Here is a 14,847-nt window from a genome sequence, read left to right on the forward strand (position 1 = left end):
CGCCTTCACATCACGTCGGTGGGTGCGTCTCGCACGGAGGGTACGACGCCCGGGGCCCGCCCGCAGGGCGAACGGATGCCCGTCCCTCCCCCGGGCACGCTCCGGGTGCGCTCCTATGCGGAGAGCGGGCGTGGTTCGTCGCCGGTCGCCGAGGCGAGGTCGGGGTGGACGTCGAAGAGCCGGCGCACCCCCAGCGCGCCGAGGACCCGGTTGACGTGGGAGCCGTCGACGGCACCCTGGGCGGGCAGTATCAGGCGCAGCCGGCCCTGGCAGGAGCGGATGAGGCGCCGGGAGGCGATGAGCACCCCGACCCCGCTGGAATCGCAGAACAGGACCTCGGAGAGGTCCAGGACGAGGCTGTGCCGCCCCTCGGCCACCTCGTCGTGCACCCGCTGCCGAAGCACCGGGGACGTCACCAGGTCCAGTTCGCCCGACACCTGGAGCACGGCCCAGTCGCCCCGCTCGCCGCCGGTCACATTGAACGTCACCACCATGCCCTTCATCCGTCGGTACGTCCGGACCCCTCCGAAACGGAAGCCGCGCTTACGCTTCTCGGCCGCGCGCCTGCCCACCGGCCGTTCCCGCAAACACCCGGCCGGAAACGGGCCGCGATCAAAAGAGGCTTGTTTCAGACGGTTTCGATCCTGTTCGATCGAATTCGGTCGCACGATGGAGGGTAGGGGGTCGATCTGAGAGGCCGATGAGCGCCCTACCACCTGCGGCCCGCCGGGGGCGCACATTGACACAAAGGGGCGTGCGTTGTCGGACGTGCCGACTACATTCGGGGAGACGGTGGCCACAGGCTGGAGACCGGCACGGGACCGGTCCGGCCGTCGGGCCCGAGCAGGGGGGTGGAGGAGCCGTATGGCGAAGAAGGACCTGCCGCTGCGCTGGGACCGCAAGATGCAGCAGCGGCTCGCCCGGGGCGAGGCCGCCGCCCTCGGTGAGCTCTACGACCGGTTCGCCTCGCTCGTGCACGGCCTCGCCCACCGCGTGCTGGACGACGAGCGGGCCGCCGATCACCTCACCCGCGACGTGTTCGCGCACGTCTGGGAGCACCCGGACACCTACGACCCCAAGCAGGGCCCGCTGCGCAGCTGGGTCGCCACGCTGACCCACCGTCTGGCCGTGCAGCGGCTGCGGGCCACCGAGGCGGCCGCCCTGGCGCGCGGCGGCCCCGGCACCACCGAGGAACTGGAGCGCAAGGTGCGCCACGCCTCGGTCGCCGCCCGCGCCGACTACATCGTCCAGTCCATGCCGGCCCCGCTGCGGGCCGCCCTGGAGCTGGCCTACTTCCAGCGCCGCGACTACCGCCAGACCGCCGCCGACCTCGGCGTCACGGAGGACGAGGCCCGCCGCCGCCTGCGCCTGGGCCTGCAACTGCTGGCCACCGCCCGCGACGCCGGATCACCGGGGGCACCGCCGGGATACGGGGGTGCGGCATGAGCGGGGCGTACGACGAGCACGGTGAGAACGACGGGCGCGACGAGCGTGATGAACGCGACATCCGCGACAACCCCGGTGATCTCGGTGATCGCGGTGGTCTCGGTGATCCCGACGAGAAGGACACGGACGACGGGAACGAGGCGTACGGCGGCGTCGGCGGGCCGGACCGCGCGCCGCGCATACCGCTGCCGCGTGCCTCCGTCGAGGACGGCGGGCGTCCGCTGCCCGCAGTGGAACCGGCCGCACCCCTCGTACTGGAGCATCACGTGCTGACCTCCCTCCTCGGTGCCTGGGCGCTGGCCGCCTGTTCCGCGGAGGAGGCCACGGCCGTCGAGGAGCACCTGGGCGACTGCGGTGCCTGCGCGGAGGAGGCGCTGCGGCTGCGCGACGCCGTCGGGCTGCTCCAGCGCCCGGAGAGCCTCGACCTGGATCCCGCCCTGCGCACCCGTGTCCTGGACGGCTGTCTGGAGCGCCGCCCGCCGCGCATCCCGGTGCCCGAATGGGCCACGCCGTACGACGCCGAGACGGCGCGCCTGGACGCGCTGCTCCAGGACTTCGGGGACTCCGAGTGGCACGCGCCGGTACGGCTGCGCTGGTTCGGGGACGACGGCACGGCGAGCCGGCGTACCACCGTCGCCGGGGTCATCGCGCACCTGCTGACGGTCGACGGACTGGTCGGGGTCGCGCTGGGCCTGCCCGACCCGCTCGGCGAGATCACCGCCCAGGCACCGGCTCCGGCGAGCCGCACCGAGGCCTACTGGCGTGCTTCGCACTACCCGCCCACGCGCGCGGTGCGGGCGCCGTGGCGCGAGCAGAGCCACGCCATCGTCCGGACCGTGGCCTTCACCGGCAGCACGGGCGGCACCGGCGGCGGCACGGGCCGGATGCCGGTCTCCTACGGCGACTTCGAGCTGCCGCTGCGCGACGCCATGCTGGACCGGGCCTTCGAGTGCTGGGTGCACGCGGAGGACATCGCCGAGGCGGTGGACTACCCCTACGAGCCGCCCTCGCCCCGCCATCTCAACCGCATGATCGACCTCGCCGCGCGGTTGCTGCCGGGCGTCCTGGCCGCGCGCCGCAGGGCCGGGCTCGCCGCGCCCGCCGGCGGCCGGCACCTGGTCGCGGCGGGCGAGCCGGGGCGCAGCCTGCGGCTGGAGATCGAGGGCTCGGGCGGCGGCGAGTGGCTCATCCCGCTGGACTCACCGGCGGCGGTGGGCTCCGCGGATCACGAGGTGGCCCATGTCGCCCTGGACGGCGTCGAGTTCTGCCGCCTGGCCGCGGGCCATGTGCCTCCGGCGGAGGCGGCGGCGGGGCAGGTCGGGGACCGGGAGGCGATCAGGGATGTCCTGTTCGCGGCGGCGAGCTTGAGCCGGATGTAGGGGCCGGTCGCGGATTCGTCGGCGGGTGTGCGTGGGGGGCTTGTCGCGCCCACGCGGCGGAGCCGCATATGCGACACAGCCCCGCGCCCCGAAGGGGCGCGTTCACTGCACGTACCTCCAGGGGCGCGGGGAACTGCGCGACCGGCCGACGACTACGCGCAGCCGCCGACGAGACGGAACCCCCGGGCTCCTAGGCGAACACGACCGTCCGCCGCCCGTTCAGCAGGATCCTCCGCTCGGCATGCCACTTCACGGCCCGCGCCAGCGCCTGGCACTCCACGTCCCGCCCGACGGCGACCAGCTGGTCCGGCGTGACGTCGTGGCCGACCCGCTCGACCTCCTGCTCGATGATCGGCCCCTCGTCGAGGTCGGCCGTCACATAGTGCGCGGTCGCACCGATCAGCTTCACGCCCCGCGCGTGCGCCTGGTGGTACGGCTTCGCACCCTTGAAGCTCGGCAGGAAGGAGTGGTGGATGTTGATGATCCGGCCGCTGAGCTGCTTGCACAGGTCGTCGGAGAGGACCTGCATGTAGCGGGCCAGCACGACGAGTTCGACGTTCTCCTCGCGCACGAGCTCCAGCAGCCGCGCCTCCGCGTCCGCCTTGGTGTCCTTCGTCACGGGGATGTGGTGGAAGGGGATGTCGTAGGACCCCACCAGCTCCGCGAAGTCGGTGTGATTGGACACCACGGCGGCGATCTCCACGGGCAGCGCGCCGATCCGGGCCCGGAACAGCAGGTCGTTCAGGCAGTGCCCGAACTTGCTGACCATGAGCACGATGCGCATCTTCTCGTCGGCCCGGTTGATCTGCCAGTCCATGTGGAAGGAGTCGCCGATCGCCGCGAAGCTGGCGCGCAGCTTGTCCACGGTCACCGGAGCGTCGGCCGAGAAGTGGACGCGCATGAAGAACAGGCCCGTGTCGTGGTCGCCGAACTGCTGGCTGTCCTCGATGTTGCAGCCGGTCATGAACAGGTAGCTCGACACGGCGTGCACGATGCCCTGCTTGTCGGGGCAGGACAGGGTGAGGACGTACTGGTCGGCCGGTGCGGCGGCGGGGCTGGACTGCTCGTTCATGGGGGACAGGGTCCCATATTCGGCCCCGCCGGTCCGACGGCCGTTCGTCAGGCGGACCGCGTCATGATCCGCAGCACCTCGAGGCTGCGGGGCTCCGAGTCCGGCTCGTCGCCGTCACTGGTGGCCAGCCGCACGTGCGCGTCCCGCGCCGCCCGCACCGCCTCCGGCCAGTCCGGGTGGTCGAGGTAGGCGGCCACCGGCGCGTCCGGCCCCACCTGGTGCACGATCCGCAGGACCCGCAGCACGGCGCTGTCGACGAGCGCCGCCTCCTGGGAGTCACGGAAGATGGTGCCGACGTACTTCTCCGCGGACCAGTGGTCCAGCCAGGTGTCCTCCACCAGCCGGTACACCGCGTCGGTGACGTCGCCGTAGCCGGGCGTACCGGCCAGCCAGACATCCCGCTGGAAGGCGGGCGCGGAGAGCATGTGCAGCGCGGAGCGCACCTGGCTGCGCCAGCGCCACCACGGCATGTCGTTGAGTGGCATGCCGCCCATGGTGGAGGAGCGACGGCCGCGACGGGAAGAGTTCTCCGAACCTTGCACGGTCATCGATCGTACGTTCCCCTCCACCCGTGGCGTACCGGCCCCCGCAATTCACCTCGGCGTCACCCTGCGTTGACCGGAGGTCACTTCCAGGTTATCCGTGTGACGGAATCGTGCGTGACCATGACCGGCAGGCGACGCAACCGCAGCACGTTCCTCCGCGGCCTCCCGGGCCGCTCCCGGCCCGCCCGAGCCGGGGCGCTGACCGCGGGAGCGCTGGCGGCGTGTGCGTCGCTCGTCACCGGTTGCGGGGTCGTCCCCGGTGTCACGGGGGGTTCCGGGGACGATCCGATCACCGTCATGACCTGGGCGCCCTCGGACACGGGCGCGACGAACAAGCCCGGCATGCCCGCCTTCGCGCGTGCCTACGCCCGCTGGGTCAACGCCCACGGCGGCCTGGGCGGCCGCAGGCTGAACGTCCTGACCTGCAACGACCACAACGACAGCGTGGCCGCCGCGAAGTGCGCCCGCCGCGCCGTCAAGGAGGGCGCGGTCGCCGTGGTCGGCTCCTACAGCCAGCACGCCGACTCGTTCTTCCCCGTCCTGGAGGGCGCCGGCATCCCCTACATCGGCGGCTACGGCATCACCAACGCCGAGTTCACCAGCCCCCTGTCCTACCCCGTCAATGGCGGCCAGCCCGCGCTGCTCGCCGGTCTCGGCAGCGCGCTCGCCGAGCCCTGCGGCCCCGTCACGCTCGTCCGTCCCGACACCATCGCCGGCGACCAGCTGCCCGCGCTGCTCGACTCGGGGCTGACCCGGGGCGGGCACTCCTCGACCCACGACCAGCGGGCGAAGGAGGACGCCACCGAGTACGACGGCGAATCCGACCGGGCGCTGCGGCAGGCGACCGCCGACCCGGGGCGGAAGGGGTGCGTGGTGCCGGTCCTCGGGGACCGCACCGGCACCTTCATGGACTCCTTCCGGCGGGCCCGCGAGGACTATCCGGAGGTGCGGACGGCGACCGTGCTCGGCAGCGTCGACCAGTCGACCGTCAACGCGTCCGGCGGCGCCTCGGGACCCTACGAGGGCGCGTACGTCACCGGCTGGTACCCGGAGGTGAGTGATCCGGGCTGGAACGGGATGAAGAGGGTCATCCAGGAGCAGGCGTTCGGCGACAACAGCGTCGACGCAGCGGACGCCGGGGTGCAGACGACCTGGATCGCGTACACCGTGTTCAAGGAGGTCGTCGAGTCGCTGGGGGACGGCGGGGTGAGCGCCGACCGTGTCACCCGGGCCCTGGACGACGGGCTGAAGGTCGGCACGGGCGGCCTCACGCCGACGCTCCAGTGGAAGTTCCAGGACAAGCTGGCCTCGGTCGGCTTCCCGCGGCTGGTCAACACGGAGGTCACCCTGCAGGTCGTCCGGCAGGGCCGGCTGGTGTCGGCCCGCGAAGGCGCCGTCGACACCACCCAGACCCTGCGCGACGCCGACATCGCCTGAGGCGGGCCGGGTGAGCCCGCCCGCGGGCGGTCACAGCTGGGTCGGCTCGCGCTCGGTCAGGCCGTACTGCTTGGCGATGGTGTTCCAGAGGTCGGCGGCCTTCGCCTTCTCCGCGCTCGCCGTGCCGCTCGCCCGGTTGCCGGCCTGCGTCTCGGCGGTGCTCCGGGCCTTGCCCTTCTTGCAGCCCTTCTTGCCGGCCGTCTGGTCGGCCCAGGCCGCGTAGTGGTTGTCGGCCGACGCGGAGGCCTGCCACGCCTCGGTGAGCGCGGCGGTCAGCTCGGCGTGGCCGGGCAGCTTGTCCACGGACAGCCGGGAGAGGCTGGTGACCAGGCCGGTGCGCTGCTTGGCGGCCTCGCGCAGGTCCTTCGCGGCCTGGGGCAGGTTGTCGCAGGACTTCACGTCGGCCACCGCGTTGATCACGGTGGTCCGGCTGCTGCCGCTCTGGGCCAGCAGTTTGTCCAGCTCGACGGCCTGCTGGCGGACCGGGTCGGCGGACGGTGACGCCGAGGCCGACGCGGAGTCCGCGGGGGCCGTGGCGGACACGGTCTGGTTGTCGGCCTTGTCGTCGTCGCCGCCCCCGCCGGCCATCATCGCGCCGGCGCCGATCCCGACGACGACGATGCCGACGCCCACGGCCGCGAGGAGCGGCACGCGCGAACCGGTCCGGCCGCCGCGGCCGCCCCGGCCCGCGTCGTCGTGGCCGCCGCGGCGCCTGCCGCCGCCGCCCGGACCCTGCGGGACGTACCCGGACGGGTCCGCGGAGTGCGCGGGGCCCGGCTCGTCGAATCGGGGCATCTGCTGGGTGGCGGAGGCGGGACCGTCGGCGCCGGGGGCGCTGCGGAAGAGGCTGTCGAACTCGGCGGGCGGCTGCCGGCCGTCGTCGGCGCCGGGCATGCCGCCGTGGGGCCCGGCGGGCACGGGCGCGATGTACTGCGTGGCCTCGGCGTCGGGGTGGGGGGCGGCCGGAGCGGGCTGATGGCCGGCCGGGTACGGGGCGTGCTGCGGCGCGTGCCCGAGGAACTGCGTCGCGTCGGAGGGCGTGCCGGCGGGTCTCTCGGGCGGCAGCGCCCCCGGAGAGACGGGGGGTATGTACTGCGTCGCCCCCTCGTCGGCGGGTATGCCGACCGGCGGCAGGTACTGGGTGGCGCCCTCGTCGGCCGGCGGGAGCGGCACGGACGGCTGCCCGTGCTGCCCGTACTCCGGCTGCCCGTACGCGGGTTGCCCGTACTCCGGCTGCCCGTACGGCGACTGCGCGCCCTGGGCGTGCCCTGCGGCGACCGGACCGCCGTACGCCGGCGGCTGCGTGTTCTCCGGGGGCAGTGGGCCGGGGCCCGCCTCGGGCGGCAGGCCGCCGGGGCCCTGCGCCGGGCCCTGCGCGGGCCAGCCGTGCTGCTCGGCGGAAGAGCGGCCGCTGTCCGGGGACCCCCATGGCTGGGCGCCGGGCGGAGTGGGCCAGCTCTCCCCCTGGGTCGGGCCGTACTGCTGCCCGGGCCCCCACGGCTGGTCCCAGGCCTGGGCGCCGGGCGGCGCCGAGGCGGGCGCGGGCCGAGCGGCCTCGGGCCCGGCGGGACCGCCCGCCAGGCCCGGCAGCAAGGGCGCACCGCCGTCCGAGGGCAGCACGATGCCTTCGCGCGCTTGCCGCGGCGAGGGCTCCTCGCCCTGTCCACTCTGCGTCACCGGGACTCCTGTGAATGGGGGACCTTCGGAATCGTCGGCTCACGCTACCGGGTACCCCGAGCCCCCTGCCACGCCGCCCAGGGCGTGACCTCCTTCCCTGTGACCGCAGTAACAAAACCGGGCTCCGGCACGCTGTTTACGTTCCTTTCCGCTCTCCGCACAGTGCTTCACCGCACGTTCACGCACCGGGGGCCCGTCGGTTCACGCGGCGGCGGGCAGATCGAGCCGCGCCCCGAACTCCCTTACCACCGCCTCCTCCCGGTAGGGCTCCAGGCGCTGCTGGAAGTCCTCCAGGTACTCGGCGCCCCGGTTGGAGCGCAGCGTCTCCAGCAGGTCCACGGCCTTCAGCGCGGTGTGGCAGGCCTGTTCGATCTCCCGCTGCTGCACCTGCGCGGTGGCGAGCAGCACATGGCCGATGGCCCGCCTGCGGGCCCGCGACGCGGGGTGCCCGGCCAGGGACTCCTCGGCGCACCGTGCCGCCGCGTCGGCCTGCCCGAGGTCCCGGTGGCAGTGCGCCAACTCGTCGGCCAGGTAAGCCTGGTCGAAGTGGGCGATCCACGCCGGGTCGTCCCCGGAGGCCGGGTCGGCCGCCTCCATCGCCTCGACCGCGCGCCCGGCGGCCGCCTGGGCCGACCGCGCGTCGCCGAGCAGGGCGTGGCCGCGCGCCTCGGCCGCGTGGAACATCGACTCCGCGCGCGGGGTGACCCGCCCGCGCGCACCCTCCTGCGCGGCGCGCGCCAACTGCGCGATCTCGCGCGGATTCCCGAGCTGTGCGGCCAGGTGACTCATCGACGCGGCGAGGACGTAGCCGCCGTACCCGCGGTCGCCGGCCGCCTGCGCGAGCCGCAGCGACTGGATGTAGTACCGCTGGGCCAGGCCCGGTTGACCGGTGTCGACCGCCATGTACCCGGCGAGCTCGGTCAGCCGGGCGACCGTGGCGAACAACTCCCGCCCCACCGCCTCCCGGTAGGAGCCCGCGAGCAGCCCGGAGACGACGCTGTTGAGGTAGTGCACGACGACCGGGCGCACGTGCCCGCTGCCGTACTGGTGGTCCAGGTCCACCAGCGCCTGCGTCATCGCCCGCACGGCCGCCACGTCGGACTGGCCCACCCGCGGCCCGGCCGAGCGCGACACCTGCGGGTCGGGCGCGGAGATCAGCCAGTCGCGGCTCGGTTCGACCAGCGCGGACGCGGCGACGGAGGAGCCGGACAGGAAGTCCCGCCGCCCCACGTCGCTGCGCCACAGCTCGCAGACCTGCTCGATGGCTCCCAGTACCGTCGGCGAGAACTGGAGGCCGACGCCCGACGCGAGGTTCTTGCCGTTGGCCATGCCGATCTCGTCGATCGTGACCGTACGGCCGAGCTTGCGTCCCAGCGCCTCCGCGATGATCGCCGGCGCCCGCCCGCGCGGCTGCTGTCCGCGCAGCCAGCGGGCCACCGACGTCTTGTCGTACCTCAGGTCGAGGCCGTGCTCGACGCCGCACATGTTCACCCGGCGGGCGAGGCCCGCGTTCGAGCAGCCCGCTTCCTGAATGAGCGCCTGCAGCCGTTCGTTCGGCTGTCGCGCCACGAGAGGCCTTGCGGCCATGGCGTACCCCCATGCGGTCTCGATGCTGTCTCGGCGGAACGAGAGATTTCCGGCCGTGAAGATCAATGCCCCGCCGATGTGCCGACAATGCGAGGCTTGTGAGGTTTGCCGGGGTAACGGCCGGTGCCGGCCCCAGACGTGGCTACCCAGCTCCTGCCGCGGATCCTCCCGCGCGCCCCCGCACGTGCACCCATGCGCCCCGGGTGCGGGATCGATGCTCCTCCCCCGCGCGCGGGGGAGCCGTAACCCGTGGTGGGTGCGGGAGTTGAGTTCCACGTGGAAGAGACCATCCCGGGCACCGAAACCGCTCACATCCCGCAGCAGCGCGGAACGTCGCTGCTGGAGACCGCCGTCCGCTATGCCGAGGAGCGCCACTGGGACGTGTTTCCCGGGACCTGGCTGGAAGCCTCCGACGGGGTGCAGCGCTGCTCCTGCGGGGAGGCGGCGTGCGCCGTCCCGGGGGCGCACCCGGCGCGCGAGGACTGGGCGACGCGGGCGACGGGCAGCGCGACCGTCGCCCGCCGGATGTGGCAGCAGCACCCCACGGCGTCGGTGCTGCTGCCCACGGGGCGGACGTTCGACGCGATCGACGTGCCCGAGACCGCGGGGTTCCTGGCGCTCGCCCGGATGGAGCGGATGGAGCTGACGCTCGGGCCGGTGACGCTGGCACCGGACCGGCGGATGCGGTTCTTCGTTCTTCCGGGGGCCACGGCGAAGGTGCCCGAGCTGGTGCGGAATCTGGGCTGGTCCCCTCGGTCGCTCGATCTGACCGTGCTCGGGGAGGGCGGGTATGTCGCCGCGCCGCCCACGCGGTACGGGACGCGGGGGGCCGTGCAGTGGGTCTGCCGGCCGACGCCGGCGAATCGGTGGCTGCCGGATGTGGAGGAGGTGATCTCGCCGTTGGCGTATGCGTGCGGCAGGGATCGGTAGGACGCGCCTACTCGTCTGCCGGGTTGGTGTGATGCAGCGGCTGCGGGTTCGTTGTGGTTGCTCGCGCCGTTCCCCGCGCCCCTTCGGGGCGCGCTGCTCCCCCGTAGGGTTCTAGGTGACGGAGGGAGTCGTGGTGAGCGCAAGTGCCGTGCGGGTTCAGGGGCTTTGGAAGCGGTTCGGGCAGCAGGTCGCCGTGGGTGGGATCGACCTGGAGTTGCCCGCGGGCAAGTTCATCGGGCTCGTCGGGCCGAACGGGGCCGGGAAGACCACCACGCTCTCCATGGTCACCGGGCTGCTCCGGCCCGATCAGGGGTCGGTCGAGGTGGTCGGGCACGACGTGTGGCGCGACCCGGTCGAGGTGAAGGCCAGGATCGGGGTGCTGCCCGAGGGGCTGCGGCTGTTCGAGCGGCTGTCGGGGCGGGAGCTGCTCGCCTACTCGGGCCGCCTGCGCGGACTGCCCGGGACCGAGGTGGACAAGCGGGCCACCCAGCTGCTGGACGTGCTCGACCTGGCCGGGGCCCAGCACAAGCTGGTCGTCGACTACTCGACCGGCATGCGCAAGAAGATCGGCCTCGCGACCGCACTGCTGCACAACCCCGAAGTGCTGTTCCTGGACGAGCCGTTCGAGGGCGTCGACCCGGTGTCGGCACAGACGATCCGGGGCGTCCTGGAGCGCTACACCGCGTCCGGCGCCACCGTCGTCTTCTCCTCGCACGTGATGGAGCTGGTGGAGTCGCTGTGCGACTGGGTGGCCGTCATGGCCGCCGGACGCATCCGCGCCACCGGCACGCTCGCCGAAGTGCGCGGTGACGCGGCCTCGTTGCAGGAGGCGTTCCTCGCACTCGTCGGTGCGGGCGTCCGGGACGCCGGCAGCGACCTCGACTGGCTGGGCGGCGGGGCGCGATGAGCGCGCGAACGGCCCCCGCCGCCCCGGCCACGCCCCTGACGGCCGTCTTCGTACGGCTGAAACTGTCCCTGCTGCGCAACGGGCTGCGGCAGTCCGGCGGCCGGCGAGCGGCCTACGTCGCCTCGGCCGTCGTCGTCCTGCTCTTCGCCGCGCTCCAGCTGATCGGCCTGATCGCCCTGCGCGGGTACGCGCACGTGGACGCGCTGGTCGTGCTGCTCGCGGCGGTGCTCGCACTGGGCTGGGCGGTGATGCCGCTGTTCTTCCCGAGTGGCGACGAGACGCTCGACCCGACCCGGCTGGTGATGCTGCCGCTGCGGCCCCGGCCGCTGGTGCGGGCCCTGCTCGCGGCCTCCCTGGTGGGCATCGGGCCGCTGTTCACGCTGTGCATGTTCGCCGGTTCCGTGGTCGCGGTGGCGCACGGCGGGGCCGCGTTCGCCGTCGGCGTCGTGGGCGCCGTCCTCGCGCTGCTGGTGTGCGTGACCCTCGCGCGGGCCGTCGCCGCCGCCAACGTCCGGCTGCTGACCAGCCGCAAGGGCCGCGACCTGGCGGTGCTGAGCGGGCTGGTCGTCGCCGTCGGGGCACAGCTGGTCAACTTCGGCGCGCAGCGGCTGGGCACGTCCGGTCTCGAGCAGCTCGACCCGGTGGCCGACGTGCTGCGCTGGGTGCCGCCCGCCACGGCGATCGGCGCGATGGACGCGGCGAGCGACGGGTCGTACGGCGTCGCCCTCGCCCAGCTGGCGCTGACCGCGGCGGCCCTGGTGCTGCTGCTGTGGGTGTGGGCGCGGCACCTGACCCGGCTGATGACCTCGCCCGACGGGTCCACGCTCCAGGCGGCCGAGGGCAGGCCCGTCCGCGAACCGGGCTCGGCGGGCCTGGCCCGGCTGCTCCCGGCGGGCCGCACCGGCACCACCATGGAGCGCTCCCTGCGGTACGTGTGGCGCGACCCCAAGACCAAGGCGGCCTGGGTGACCTCGCTCGCCATCGGCCTGATCGTGCCGGTGTTCAACGCCTGGCAGGGCACCGGCTCGGTCTACTTCGCCTGTTTCGCCGCCGGGATGCTCGGCATCCAGATGTACAACCAGTTCGGCCAGGACACCTCCGCCTTCTGGGTCGTCGCGATGACGATCTCCTCGACGCGCGACGCGTACGTCGAGCTGCGCGCCCGGGCGCTGGCCCTGCTGCTGATCACGCTGCCGTACGCCACCCTCGTCACCGTCCTGACGACCGCGATGCTCGACGACTGGCGGACGCTGCCCGAGGCGCTCGGCCTGTCCTTCGCGCTGCTCGGCGCGATGCTGGCGACCGGCGCCTGGACGTCGGCCCGCTTCCCGTACTCCATTCCGCAGGAGGGCCACAAGAACGTGGTCCCCGGCCAGGTGGGGCTGGCCTGGATCTCCATCGTCGGCGGGATGGTGGGCGCCGCCCTGCTGTGCGCGCCGGTCATCGCGCTGACCATCTGGCTGCACGTGCGCGAGGGCGGTGACGCGTGGAGCGCGGTCCTGCTGCCGGTGGGCGCGGTGTACGGCGCGGTGCTCACCCTGCTCGGCCTGCGTCTGGCCGCCCCGCACACGGCACGGCGGCTGCCGGAGATCCTGACGGCCGTGAGCAAGGGGTGACGGGGGGCGGGGAGGCCGCCCCGCCTCACCCTTCCCCGAGCGTGTCCAGGAACGGTTCGATGGCCGCCCGCCACGCCTCCGGCTGGTCGTAGTGGACGAGGTGGCCGGCGTCGGCGACCTCCGCGTACTGGCCGCGCGGCAGGACCCGGACCATCTCCTGGGCCTCCGCCCGGCCGAGCTCGCCGTCCAGGCCGCGCACGACCAGGGTGGGGCAGCGGACCTGGGCCAGCTCCTCCCAGTGGGCGTCGTACACCCAGGTCTCGCGGGAGCGCAGCATCTGCTCGGGTTCGAAGACGGGGCGCCAGCCGTCCGGGGACTCGGCCATCACCTCGGCGTAGAACTCGCCCCGGGCCGGGTTCGGCCGCTCCACCCACGGGTCGTCCTCGCCGAACCACTTGCGCACGTCGGCGAGCGTCGCGAACGGGACCGGCCAGGCCTTGAACCACTCGGCCCACACGTGCTGCGAGGCGGCGCCGAGCGCGGAGGCCCGCATGTCGCAGATGATCAGGCCGCGGACCAGGTCGGGCCGCTTGGCGGCGAGCTGCCAGGCGGTGAGCGCTCCCATGGCGTGGCCGATGAGGACGGCCGGGCCGAGGCCGAGCTGCTCCAGGGCGGCCTCGACGTCCTCGACGTAGGCCTCCCGGGTGTAGGCGCCCCGCGGGGGCTTGTCGCTGCGGCCGTGGCCGCGCTGGTCGAGGGCGACGGCCCGGTGGCGCGCGGAGAGCCAGCGCGCCGTGGGCGCCCAGTGCGAGGCGCGGCCCATCAGGCCGTGCAGTAACAGCACGCCCGGGAGGCCGCCGTGCGCGTCCGCCGGATCCGTGCCGTGCGCCCCGTCGGTCTTGGGAGGGTCGCCGAACTCCCAGGCGGCGAGGCGCACCCCACCCGCCCCGGTCACGTCGATGCGCCGCGCCATAGGTCCTGGCACCCCCAAGTGTCGCGCCCTGTCGTGCCTGCGCCCTGTCGTCCCTGCGCTGTTTGCGTGTCCGCGCTTGTCATACCTGGCGCCTGTCGTACGGGCCGTTCATGTCCGACAACCGCAGAGTATCGAATGGATATTCGAAAATGCCGTCCCGCTGGGCAACACCCCTCATTCGAGTGACACCCCTCAGGGATTGATCGCCGTCGCCGCGGGGAGATCTTCAGCGGGAGGCGGACCGCTCGGGGAAAACGGTCCGAGGGGATTGACCCTGAGAGCTCGGGGCTCCGGGTCAGCACAGGGGAGGACAGGCCCCGGCGCCACAAGGCGCCGGGGCCCTCTCCGTCTCTCCGGCATGTCCCTCCCCCTCTCCGGCCGGTCCGACATCGCTGTCGGACCACGGCCCAGAGCCTCACGTGCACTCACGCGACAGCCTCGCACGCCGATCGCGCGACCGCTGCGATTCGGCGCACCCCGTCCCGGAATCGACGGGATCGGCGCCGTGGCGCGAAGCCCCCGCGTCACCGTCCGCTCGACGGCCCCCCGACCGGCCCGCGCACGCTCCGGTTCAGCGCTTGGCGACGAACACGTGGGACGCGACGTCCGCCTCCAGCTCGGCCGCCTCGCCGCCGCTGCCGACCAGCACGCCGCCCGCCGACTCCGTCACGCTCACCACCGAGCCCGGCTGCACGCCCGCCCGGCGCAGCGTGTACATCAGCTGCGCGTCCGTCTGGATCGGCTCGCCGATGCGGCGCACGACGACCGTCTTGCCCTCGGGGCCCGGGCCGAGGTCGGCGAGCGACACCATGCCCTCGTCCAGGAACGGGTCGGCGCTGTCCGTCTCGCCCAGCTCCTCCAGGCCCGGGATCGGGTTGCCGTACGGAGACTCGGTCGGGTGCCGCAGCAGCTCCAGCACGCGGCGCTCGACGGCCTCGCTCATCACGTGCTCCCAGCGACAGGCCTCGGCGTGCACCTGCTCCCACTCCAGGCCGATCACGTCGACGAGCAGGCACTCCGCGAGCCGGTGCTTGCGCATCACGCGCGTGGCCAGCCGGCGCCCCTCGTCGGTCAGCTCCAGATGCCGGTCGGCCGCCACGGACACCAGACCGTCGCGCTCCATCCGCGCCACCGTCTGGCTCACCGTCGGGCCGCTCTGGTCGAGCCGCTCGGCGATCCGGGCACGCATGGGGACCACACCTTCCTCCTCCAGCTCGAGGATGGTGCGGAGATACATCTCCGTGGTGTCGATCAGTCCGGACATACGTGCCCCTTGGTGAGATCTGCCGGAGGCGGAGGCCCACCGGCGCGTGCGCTGGCCCTGCATTCAATTCTGAC

Annotated in this window: 13 protein-coding genes; 6 read left to right on the forward strand and 7 right to left on the reverse strand. The window is 73.5% G+C overall.

What is annotated here, in order from left to right:
- Positions 1–113: 113 nt before the first annotated feature.
- Positions 114–494, reverse strand: a complete 381-nt coding sequence (locus IEZ05_RS32445) for an STAS domain-containing protein (RefSeq protein ID WP_189233881.1) — start codon at positions 492–494, stop codon at positions 114–116.
- 370 nt (positions 495–864) lie between these two features.
- Between IEZ05_RS32445 and IEZ05_RS32450 the strand changes: the two genes are divergently transcribed.
- Together IEZ05_RS32450 and IEZ05_RS32455 are read left to right on the forward strand one after the other, a co-directional pair.
- Positions 865–1,446, forward strand: a complete 582-nt coding sequence (locus IEZ05_RS32450) for a sigma-70 family RNA polymerase sigma factor (protein WP_189233882.1) — start codon at positions 865–867, stop codon at positions 1,444–1,446.
- Complete coding sequence (locus IEZ05_RS32455; protein ID WP_189233883.1) at positions 1,443–2,825, forward strand: zf-HC2 domain-containing protein; 1,383 nt, start codon at positions 1,443–1,445, stop codon at positions 2,823–2,825. The genes IEZ05_RS32450 and IEZ05_RS32455 overlap by 4 nt, the downstream gene beginning before the upstream one ends.
- A gap of 190 nt (positions 2,826–3,015) precedes the next feature.
- On the opposite strand, the gene purU is transcribed toward IEZ05_RS32455, so the two are convergent.
- Entirely contained in the window at positions 3,016–3,897 is an 882-nt protein-coding gene (purU, locus tag IEZ05_RS32460) for a formyltetrahydrofolate deformylase (RefSeq protein WP_189233884.1), read from the reverse strand.
- Between the two features lie 47 nt (positions 3,898–3,944).
- Positions 3,945–4,445, reverse strand: coding sequence for an SCO4402 family protein (locus IEZ05_RS32465; protein WP_189233885.1), 501 nt, complete (start codon positions 4,443–4,445; stop codon positions 3,945–3,947).
- Between the two features lie 117 nt (positions 4,446–4,562).
- On the opposite strand from IEZ05_RS32465, the gene IEZ05_RS32470 reads away from it, so the two are divergent.
- A complete protein-coding gene (locus IEZ05_RS32470) occupies positions 4,563–5,879 on the forward strand; it encodes an ABC transporter substrate-binding protein (RefSeq protein ID WP_189233886.1) in 1,317 nt (438 codons plus the stop codon).
- A 30-nt stretch (positions 5,880–5,909) separates the two neighbouring features.
- Here IEZ05_RS32470 and IEZ05_RS32475 read toward each other — a convergent pair whose 3' ends face one another.
- The gene (locus IEZ05_RS32475; protein ID WP_189233887.1) at positions 5,910–7,556 is read right to left on the reverse strand and encodes a hypothetical protein; all 1,647 of its coding nucleotides are present in this window, start codon (positions 7,554–7,556) and stop codon (positions 5,910–5,912) included.
- 201 nt (positions 7,557–7,757) lie between these two features.
- Positions 7,758–9,143: a tetratricopeptide repeat protein gene (locus IEZ05_RS32480; RefSeq protein ID WP_189233888.1), complete on the reverse strand. Its 1,386-nt coding sequence runs from the start codon at positions 9,141–9,143 to the stop codon at positions 7,758–7,760.
- 276 nt (positions 9,144–9,419) lie between these two features.
- On the opposite strand from IEZ05_RS32480, the gene IEZ05_RS32485 reads away from it, so the two are divergent.
- From IEZ05_RS32485 to IEZ05_RS32495, 3 genes are all read left to right on the forward strand, one after another.
- Complete coding sequence (locus tag IEZ05_RS32485; protein WP_189233889.1) at positions 9,420–10,073, forward strand: bifunctional DNA primase/polymerase; 654 nt, start codon at positions 9,420–9,422, stop codon at positions 10,071–10,073.
- 115 nt (positions 10,074–10,188) lie between these two features.
- Positions 10,189–10,980 carry an ABC transporter ATP-binding protein gene (locus IEZ05_RS32490; protein WP_189233890.1) on the forward strand — a complete coding sequence of 264 codons (792 nt, stop codon included), beginning with the start codon at positions 10,189–10,191 and terminating at the stop codon, positions 10,978–10,980.
- Positions 10,977–12,596 carry a transporter gene (locus IEZ05_RS32495; RefSeq protein ID WP_189233891.1) on the forward strand — a complete coding sequence of 540 codons (1,620 nt, stop codon included), beginning with the start codon at positions 10,977–10,979 and terminating at the stop codon, positions 12,594–12,596. Before IEZ05_RS32490 ends, IEZ05_RS32495 begins: the two co-directional genes overlap by 4 nt.
- Positions 12,597–12,621: 25 nt before the next feature.
- Here the strand turns inward: IEZ05_RS32495 and IEZ05_RS32500 are convergent, their stop codons facing one another.
- Both IEZ05_RS32500 and IEZ05_RS32505 read right to left on the reverse strand, forming a co-directional pair.
- Positions 12,622–13,509: an alpha/beta fold hydrolase gene (locus IEZ05_RS32500; RefSeq protein ID WP_189233892.1), complete on the reverse strand. Its 888-nt coding sequence runs from the start codon at positions 13,507–13,509 to the stop codon at positions 12,622–12,624.
- A gap of 571 nt (positions 13,510–14,080) precedes the next feature.
- Entirely contained in the window at positions 14,081–14,773 is a 693-nt protein-coding gene (locus IEZ05_RS32505) for a metal-dependent transcriptional regulator (RefSeq protein WP_189233893.1), read from the reverse strand.
- Positions 14,774–14,847: the final 74 nt, after the last annotated feature.

Source organism: Streptomyces flaveolus, assembly GCF_014648815.1.
Taxonomy (GTDB): Bacteria; Actinomycetota; Actinomycetes; order Streptomycetales; family Streptomycetaceae; genus Streptomyces; species Streptomyces flaveolus.